The sequence below is a fragment of the Mycobacterium sp. 1165196.3 genome (assembly GCF_001673415.1).
GTDB classification, from domain to species: domain Bacteria; phylum Actinomycetota; class Actinomycetes; order Mycobacteriales; family Mycobacteriaceae; genus Mycobacterium; species Mycobacterium europaeum_A.
Genome location: NZ_LZLU01000187.1, coordinates 1 through 6,270 on the forward strand (window position 1 = coordinate 1; position 6,270 = coordinate 6,270).

Sequence of the window (6,270 nt, forward strand, 5' to 3'; positions counted from 1 at the left end):
CCGTGCTGCGCCGGCGGTGATGTCGTGCCCTTGAAATGCCGGATGCCCGACGCTCCATACAGGTGGTAGTCGAGTTCGCGTCCGCGGTTGGCGCCGTCGATGGTGTCGGCGCTGGTTTCGGTGGTCGCCGTGGGCAGCTTGCGGTAGCCGTACTGGTCCACCGGTGTCACCGCCATCCCATCGGCCGACAGCGCCAGCAGCATGCGCAAGCCCGCGTCTTCGGCCAGGTAGGCCGGCGCCGGTCCCGCGTCGAAATCGTCGACCTGGCGCAGACTTTCCAGGTCGACGGCGGCGACCTTGCCGCGGTCGGGCTGCGGCACGAACACCATCCGCTGGTCCTTCTGGCTGATCTGCATGTTGCGCCCGGATGCCATGGGTGCCGAGAAGCGCGTCTTGGCATCGCTGCCGTGATCGCCGGCGGTGACCTCGGCCAACCGGTGATCGCCGGTGAGCGCGATCAGGGCGCCCGTGCCGTAGGACCACACCGGTTCGTGCAATGGGACAGCTATCCGCCAGACGTCGACCGCGGGCGCGCTCTCCAGCGACGCGCCCGGCCGCGAACAGGCTGTGGTCAGCGAGGCCGCCGCCAGCCCGCCGACGACCGCGCAGCGCAGCAACGCCCGGATGCGCTGGCCCGTGCGAAGTTCGGCGCCCATCGACCACCCAATCCTTTCGATGGTTTGTCCAGGACATACCCCGCGCGGGCGCCGCCACACCCCGTTTGGCGGTCGGATTGGTCGGGTAGCCGACTCGGGAGCGCGCACAGCCCGCGCGCCGCACCAAAGATGGGAGGGACACTGTGGCACCGAACGCCATCCAGTCGCCCACCGACGTGGTCGACTTTCTCGTCAGTCAGCATCAGCAGATCAAGGCGATGTTCGCCGAAACCCTGGCGGCGTCCGGAAAGGCGCGCGAGAAGGCCTTTGTCGAGCTGCGGCGCCTGCTCGCCGTGCACGAAACCGCCGAGGAAGAAATCGTTCACCCGCGCGCCAAGCGCAAGATCTCTGGCGGCGCCACCGTCGTCGACAAGAGGCTGCGCGAAGAGCACGAGGCCAAGACCGTCCTGCAGAAGCTAGAAAAGCTCGACGTCGACAGCGAGGAGTTCACCCGCGAATTGACGAAGCTGCGCGACGCGGTGATCGAACACGCCGAGCATGAGGAGCATGACGAATTCGCCAAGCTCGGTGAGGAATTGAGCGGCGACGAGCTGGAACGGATGGGCCGCGCCGCCAAGCTCGCCGAAGCGATCGCCCCCACCCGCCCGCACGCCGGTGTGGAATCCCAGGCGGCCAACCTGGCCGCGGGACCGTTTGCCGCGATGCTCGACCGGGCCCGCGACGCCATCATGGGCAAGGGCTGAGGCAGCCACCCCTGGCGTGTACCCCCGCTCGGTGGGGAGCGGGGGTATCCACGCCGCTGGGAAGGAGATCATGGCCGCAACGTCGAAAGCTCCCGGTGCCGACCGCTATCTCCCGCAGGACCGCGGCCTGGACTCCTTGCGGACGGCGGCCGAATTATGCCACGGCTGTTCGCTTTTCGAAGACGCCACCCAGACGGTGTTCGGCAACGGGCACCCTGGCGCGCCGATCATGCTGGTGGGCGAGCAGCCCGGCGATCAGGAGGATCGCGCCGGTGAGCCGTTCGTCGGCCCGGCCGGGCGTCTGCTCGACCGCGCCCTCGAGGACGCCGGCATCGAGCCGGCGCTGGTCTATGAGACCAACGCGGTCAAGCACTTCAAGTTCACCCGCAAGGGCGGGAAGCGGCGCATTCACCAAAAGCCCGGCCGCACCGAGGTCGTCGCCTGCCGGCCCTGGCTCATCGCGGAGATCGAAGCGGTGCGGCCGCAGGTCATCGTGTGCCTGGGTGCCACCGCCGCACAGTCGTTGCTGGGCAACACTTTTCGGGTGTCCACCCAGCGCGGCCAGCAGTTGCGGTTGCCCTCATCGGTCGACGTGCACGTGGAGCCCGCACCGACCGTGGTCGCGACGGTACATCCCTCGGCGGTGTTGCGCGACCGCAGCGACCGACACGACGAGGTCTACAAGTCGTTCGTCGACGACCTGCGCAGTGCGGGTTCGGGCGTCACCAAGCGCGGCTGAGGCCCGAACCCGCCCGCGGGTCAACTCTTCTTGTGCGGCAAGAACTCCTGCGCCTTGGTCTTGAGGCCGACCTTGACGAAGCCCACCCGGTCCTCGTCACCGGAGAGCACCGCCGCGGTCGCCGACTTGAACTGCTCCCACGTCGCGTGCGGCGGGATCGGCGGCATGTCGGGGTCGGTGTGCACGTCCAGCACCGTGGGACGGTCCGCCGACAGCGCGTTGCGCCAGGCGTCCGACAGTTCCTCCGGATCCTTGATCGCCATCGCGTTCAGGCCCAGGCTGGCGGCGAAGGCGGCAAAGTCGATATCCGGAAGATTCTGGGATTCAGCGAATTTCGGGGCGCCGGCCATGGCGCGCATTTCCCAGGTGACCTGGTTGAGGTCGTTGTTGTGCAGGATCGCGATGATCAGGCGCGGGTCTTTCCATTCGTTCCAGTACCGCTTGATCGTGATCAGCTCGGCCATGCCGTTCATCTGCATGGCGCCGTCACCGCTGAACACGATGACGGGCCGGTCCGGGTGGCCGAATTTCGCGCCGATCCCGTACGGAACCCCGGGGCCCATCGTGGCCAGCGTGCCCGACAGCGAGCCCCGCATGTTGCCGCGGAACCGCAGGTTGCGCGCGTACCAGTTGGCGGATGAGCCGGAATCGGCTGCGACGATGGCATTTTCGGGCAGCTGGGGCGACAGCTCGGAGAACAATCGCAGCGGGTTGACCGGGTTCGCGCTGACCATCGCCTCCTTGTCCATGGTCTCCCACCAGCGGGCCACGGTCTTCTCGATGCCCTCGCGCCAGGACCGGTCCTCCTTGCGGCGCAGGTGCGGGATCAGCGCCCGCAGCGCGGTCTTCGCGTCGGCGACGAGGTTGACCTCGTAGGGGTAGCGCATGCCGATCATCCGGCCGTCGACGTCGATCTGCACCGCGCGGGCCTGACCGAATTCGGGCAGGAACTGGGTGTACGGGAAGCTGGACCCGACCGTCAGCAGCGTGTCGCAGTCGCGCATCATCTCGTAGCTCGGCCGCGTCCCGAGCAGCCCGATCGAGCCGGTGACCCAGGGCAATTCGTCCGACAGGACGTCCTTGCCCAGCAGGGCCTTGGCCGCTCCCGCGCCAAGCAGGTCGGCGACCTCGGCCAGCTCTTCGTGGGCTCCGCGCGCGCCGGTACCCACCAGGATGGCGACCTTCTTGCCGGCGTTGAGGACGTCGGCCGCCCGTGCGATGGCGGTGTCGTCGGGCGCGATCTCCGGGTACTCGATGCCGAGGCTGGAGGGCACCATCTTGAACGCGTGCTCGGGCGGCGAGTACGGCAGCTCCTGGACGTCGCTGGGGATGATCAACGCGGTCGGGGCCCGTTGGGTCATCGCTATCCGGATGGCGCGGTCGAGCACGTTGGGCAATTGTTCGGGGACGGTGACCATTTGGACGTAGTCGCTGGCCACGTCCTTGAAGAGGTTCAGCAGGTCGACCTCCTGCTGATAGTTTCCGCCCATCGCGCTGCGGTTGGTCTGGCCGACGATGGCCACCACCGGGACGTGGTCGAGCTTGGCGTCGTAGAGGCCGTTGAGCAGATGGATTGCTCCGGGGCCGGATGTGGCCGCGCAGACCCCGACCCGGCCGGTGAATTTCGCGTAGCCGACCGCCTCGAAGGCGCTCATCTCCTCGTGGCGCGACTGGATGAATTTGGGTTTGTTGTCCGCGCGGCCCCACGCGGCCAGTAGCCCGTTGATGCCGTCGCCGGGATACCCGAATACATGTTCAACGCCCCACGCCCGCAAGCGCTCCAGCAAATAATCGGAAACCTCTTTTTTGGACATGTTTTCCCTCCTCGGCAGACGGTTCTACTGTGCTGGCGGGTGGGCGTGTGTGGCTATTGTTTGAACCACCTGCATGGCACCGCCGACGGTGCGCGCGCCCACCGAGCGCGGCTCCCGCTGACGGGCGTGACATATGCAGGCTGCCACCGCATGGGCGGCTTCGGCACTTCCCACCCGAGCCGTATTACCCGGATCGGGCCGTGTTATTCGCCGAAACGACGCCGGCGGGGCCGACTCTCAGCCAGTTTTCAGCTGACGAGTGTGCAACGGCGCCCGGCGGCGCGACCGGAACGGTCGGCGCCGGGATCAAAAGCCTTGTGGCACACCGTTTCCGAGGTAACCCAGGCCCGCTTCACGCACCGCGGCCGGATCCAGCGAGTTTCTGGCATCGATGACGACGGCCAGCGGCGCGTCCTGCGCGATGACCTGCCAGTCGAGCCCGCGGAATTGCGGCCATTCGGTCAGCACGACGATCGCGTCGGCGGCCTTGGCGGCGCGATAGGGGTCGTCGACCGCCGTCACCCCGCTTTGCTGCAAGACGGTGGGATCGATGTTGGGCAATTGCGGGTCAAAACCCACCACCTGGGCGCCGGCCGCAGTGAATTCTTCGCATGCGGCCAGCGCAGGCGAGTCGCGAGTGTCGCTCGTGGCGGCCTTGAACGTGAGGCCCAAAGCGGTGATCCGACAGCCCGACAACGGTCGGCCAAACGTTTGCCGCAGGGCGGTGACGATCCGTTGCGCCTGCCCGGTATTGGTGCGCCGGGCCGCTTCGACCTCCGCGAAGGAAACCTCGTGCCGGTGTGCGATGTGCACCAGCGCCGCGGTGTCCTTCGGCAGACACGAACCGCCCCAACCGGGGCCCGGGCGCAGGAACTCCGGCCCGATGCGCCGATCGGCGCCCATGCAGCAGGTCACGTCGTTGATGTCGGCGCCCACCCGCGCGGACAGTGCCGCCAGCGAATTCGCGTAGGACAGCTTGACCGCGAGGAAGGCGTTGCTGGCGTACTTGGCGAGCTCGGCACTCTCGGGGCTCATGCGCAGCACGCGGTGCGCGGTGAAACCGTACGACTGCTGTACCAGTTGGGCCGCCAGTTCATCGTCGGTGCCGATCACCAGTCGGTCCGGATGACTGAAATCGTCGACGGCGCGCCCCTCGCGGAGGAACTCCGGAGTGGAAACGACACGAATGCCCTTGTGGCAGAGCCGCCGCCCCATGAGGGAGGTGGTACCGACCGGCACGGTGGACTTCAACGCGACGATGGCCCCGCGCCGCAGCACACCGCTGAGGCCGTCGACCACCGATTCGACGGCGCCCAGGTCCGCGGCACCGTCGGCGGCGCTGGGGGTGGGGACGCAGACGAACACGACGTCCCGGTCGGCCAACGCGGCGAAGTCGGTGCTGAAACTCAGCGTGCCGCGCGCGAGTCCGTCGCTCAGCAATTCGGTCAGTCCGGGTTCATCGATGACCGAGACCCCGGTGGCGAGTTTGCGCACCCGGTGCGGGTCGGCGTCCACCGCAACGGTATTCAGTCCTTGCCCGGCCACACAGACCGCGGTGGTCAAACCGACGTAACCGACGCCCACCACACCGACGAGAGGCTTGCTGCTCATGCCGTCTCGCCCAGGACATCGTGGCTTGCGGACAGCACCCGGTCGACGGTGATCGACAGCAGGCCCTCGTCGGGCACCGCGGCATGGGGGTCGCCGCTGCGGCCCGCCCACAGCGCGGCGTGCGGCGCGGGCCCGCGCGGGCCCCAACGACGGGGCGAGGTGGGGCCGAACAGCACCACCGACGCGGTTCCGGTCGCGGCGGCCAGGTGCGCCACACCGGTGTCACCGCAGATGACCAGCCGGCTGTCGCTGATCAACGCGGTCAGCGCGGGCAGGTCGAGCAGTCCGGACACGACGGCGGTGCGCGGCAACCGGGCGGCGCTGGCGACGGCGTGGGCCAGGTCGAATTCGCTCGGCGATCCGGTGACGACGATGTCGTAGCCCTCGTCGCGCAATGCTGCGGCCACCGCGGCGAACCGTTCCGGTGGCCACTGCCGCGCCGGCGCCGACGCGCCGGGATGGATCACGACGGCCCCGGTCTGGTCGCGGGGAAGCGGTGGGCGCGGTAGCAGCGTGTCGGTCAAATCGCAAGGGATTCCGGCCCATTCGAGCAAGGCGCACCACCGGTGCATCTCGTGCAGATCGGCGCGCCAGCGCGGGCCCGCCACGCCGGGATGGCAACGGTGACAATGACTGATCACCGACTGTGGTTCCCAGGCCAGCAGGTGCTCGATGCTCTGCGGTCCGCAGCCATGCAGGTTGATCGCCAGCGCCGGCGGGCCCCCCAGCGGCTGGACGTCGCCCAG

The 6,270-nt window shown here is 68.4% G+C and carries 5 protein-coding genes and 1 pseudogene; 2 read left to right on the forward strand and 4 right to left on the reverse strand.

Going from position 1 to position 6,270, the window contains the following annotated elements; translation table 11 throughout:
- Positions 1-656, reverse strand: a pseudogene (locus A5659_RS19700) (hypothetical protein); the annotation flags it as partial.
- Between the two features lie 143 nt (positions 657-799).
- Between A5659_RS19700 and A5659_RS19705 the strand changes: the two are divergent.
- Together A5659_RS19705 and A5659_RS19710 are read left to right on the forward strand one after the other, a co-directional pair.
- Positions 800-1,360, forward strand: coding sequence for a hemerythrin domain-containing protein (locus tag A5659_RS19705; protein WP_067141161.1), 561 nt, complete (start codon positions 800-802; stop codon positions 1,358-1,360).
- A gap of 70 nt (positions 1,361-1,430) precedes the next feature.
- A complete protein-coding gene (locus A5659_RS19710; RefSeq protein ID WP_066881958.1) occupies positions 1,431-2,099 on the forward strand; it encodes a UdgX family uracil-DNA binding protein in 669 nt (222 codons plus the stop codon).
- 20 nt (positions 2,100-2,119) lie between these two features.
- On the opposite strand, the gene A5659_RS19715 is transcribed toward A5659_RS19710, so the two are convergent.
- From A5659_RS19715 to A5659_RS19725, 3 genes are all read right to left on the reverse strand, one after another.
- Positions 2,120-3,913, reverse strand: a complete 1,794-nt coding sequence (locus tag A5659_RS19715) for a thiamine pyrophosphate-requiring protein (RefSeq protein ID WP_066871008.1) — start codon at positions 3,911-3,913, stop codon at positions 2,120-2,122.
- 306 nt (positions 3,914-4,219) lie between these two features.
- Positions 4,220-5,524 carry a UDP-glucose/GDP-mannose dehydrogenase family protein gene (locus tag A5659_RS19720; RefSeq protein ID WP_066881960.1) on the reverse strand — a complete coding sequence of 435 codons (1,305 nt, stop codon included), beginning with the start codon at positions 5,522-5,524 and terminating at the stop codon, positions 4,220-4,222.
- Positions 5,521-6,270 (reverse strand): glycosyltransferase family 9 protein (locus A5659_RS19725; protein ID WP_067183604.1); only part of this gene is annotated, 750 nt, incomplete at its 5' end. The genes A5659_RS19725 and A5659_RS19720, both read right to left, overlap by 4 nt.